Source organism: Micromonospora globispora (genome assembly GCF_003857015.1).
In the GTDB taxonomy this organism is placed as follows: Bacteria; Actinomycetota; Actinomycetes; order Mycobacteriales; family Micromonosporaceae; genus Micromonospora; species Micromonospora globispora.
Genome location: NZ_QGGF01000676.1, coordinates 1 through 1,774 on the forward strand (window position 1 = coordinate 1; position 1,774 = coordinate 1,774).

Consider the following 1,774-nt stretch of genomic DNA (forward strand, 5'->3'; position numbering starts at 1 on the left):
GGTGGGGAGTTCGTCCGCTATCTCTTCCAGACGCCCGATTCCGGGACGCCGGAGGACGCGGATCCTCCGGCTGCGGTGGAACTGCGGTCGAGCGGCCCGCGATTGCAGCCGCAACCCGCTCCTTGAGCCATCCTCCAGGCCCCCGGCCCCTGGTCCCAGGGTCGGGGGCCGCCCCCCACCACGGGTAGGGGGAGCGTCAGCCCACCTCGCGGGCGTCGTCGGTCGCGCCGGGTGGCGCCATGGCCAGCAGCTCGCCCAGCCCGGTGCGGTCCAGCAACTGCTGGATCTGCGGGTTCATCCCGGTGAGGTGGATCGCCCCGGCGCCGGCGCGGTGAATGATCACCAGCGCGCTGAGCCCGGAGGAGTCGCAGAGCACCACGCCGGTGAGGTCGATCAGCAGCTCCTGGTAGCCGTCCAGGCGCAGCTCGGCGGCGGCGTCGATGAGGTCCGGCGCGGTGTCGAAATCCAGCTCGCCGGAGAGCCGCAGCTGGGCGCGCGCGGCGTCGAGCCGGCTCACCTGGATGGTCAACAGCGGCGAGGGCATGGGTCCATGTTCCCAGCCGGCCGCGACCGGGAAACCCCGGGGTGGCCTAGGCGGAGGCGGACGTGCCCGGGGCGCTCCCGGCCCCGGGCAGCTCCGGCCGGGCGTGTGGGCGCGGCCGGGCCAGCAGCCCGGTGACCCCGGTCATGTCGAGGATCGTCTCCAGGAACCGCGGGGTGTCGCGCAGGCGGATCGCCGTGCCGCTCTGCTGTCCTTCCCGCCAGGCGTGCACGATCACCGACAGTCCGGTGCTGTCGATGAAGACCAGCTGGCCGAAGTCGAGCACGAGCGCCGGCGGACGGTCGGCCAGGAGCCGGTCGACCTCGGCCCGCAATGGCCCGGCGGTGGTGAACGCGAGATCGCCGGCGACCTTGATCAGCGGCGCGTCAGGGTCCGAACGGTCCACGGAGATGCTGAGCGGGGCCGCCTCGGGCCTTCTCCGTTCGGGTACCACCATCACGCCTTTCCGCAGGCTGCCGGTCGGGCAGGTTCGTCCGGATCGTAACAACGCGGCAACCACCCCGCTCGGCGGCGACGGGGTCGCCGGCCAGTGCGCGTGGGGTGGCAGTCCCGGCATACCGGCGTAGGGTGGGGCGAAGAGATTTGACCATAGACGCCGTTTCCGGTGGAACCGCGGTATCGACAAGGAGTGGGGCTTAGCTGGTGACTGCTGCCGACGTCAGGGACTCTGACCCGGGCGACGGACGGATCTCCACGCCGAGTACCGCACGGGCTGCGGCGTGGTCCGTCGACGCTGCGTCGGCACCTGCGCTCCCACCGCTCGCCCCGGACCGCGGCCTCGCCACGCCGGAATGGTCGGAGGTGGTGGAGCACTTCCGCGAGGGTCTGATCGTCTGCGACGCCGACGGGGTGGTGCGCCACCTGAGCCCGGTCGCGGAGCGGCTGCTTCCCGAGGTGGTGCCCGGCGAACTGCTGGCCGCCGCGGGAGTGCCGGCCCTCGCCGGCGAGCCTCCCGTCGAGTTCGGCCACCGGGGCCGTCGGCTGCGGGTCCGCCAGGTGCCGCTGTCGGCCGCCCGCTGCTGCTGGTACGTGGAGGACGTGACCGAGAGCGTCACCCGTGCCGACGCGCTGCTCGCCGAGCGGGCCCGCTCGGCGTTCCTGGCCGTGGTCGGCGAGAAGCTGGGCAACCCGCTGCACCCGGACCGGGCGGCCGCCGCCGTGGTCCGGCTCGCCGTGCCGACCCTGGCCGACGTCGCCGTACTGGTGCTGGCC

General features: G+C 73.4%; 2 protein-coding genes and 1 pseudogene. 1 reads left to right on the top strand and 2 read right to left on the bottom strand.

Annotation, left to right across the window (positions count from 1 at the left end):
• Positions 1–196 precede the first annotated feature (196 nt).
• Both DKL51_RS31755 and DKL51_RS31760 read right to left on the bottom strand, forming a co-directional pair.
• On the bottom strand, positions 197–544 hold the full coding sequence (locus DKL51_RS31755) for an STAS domain-containing protein (protein ID WP_109945208.1): 348 nt from the start codon (positions 542–544) through the stop codon (positions 197–199).
• Between the two features lie 46 nt (positions 545–590).
• A complete protein-coding gene (locus DKL51_RS31760) occupies positions 591–947 on the bottom strand; it encodes an STAS domain-containing protein (protein WP_109945215.1) in 357 nt (118 codons plus the stop codon).
• 257 nt (positions 948–1,204) lie between these two features.
• Here DKL51_RS31760 and DKL51_RS31765 point away from each other — a divergent pair.
• A pseudogene (locus tag DKL51_RS31765) lies at positions 1,205–1,774 on the top strand (PP2C family protein-serine/threonine phosphatase); the annotation flags it as partial.

Bases quoted from the DNA above. Each gene is read 5' to 3' on its own strand.
- DKL51_RS31755 (WP_109945208.1), bottom strand. From the start codon at position 544: ATGCCCTCGCCGCTGTTGACCATCCAGGTGAGCCGGCTCGACGCCGCG.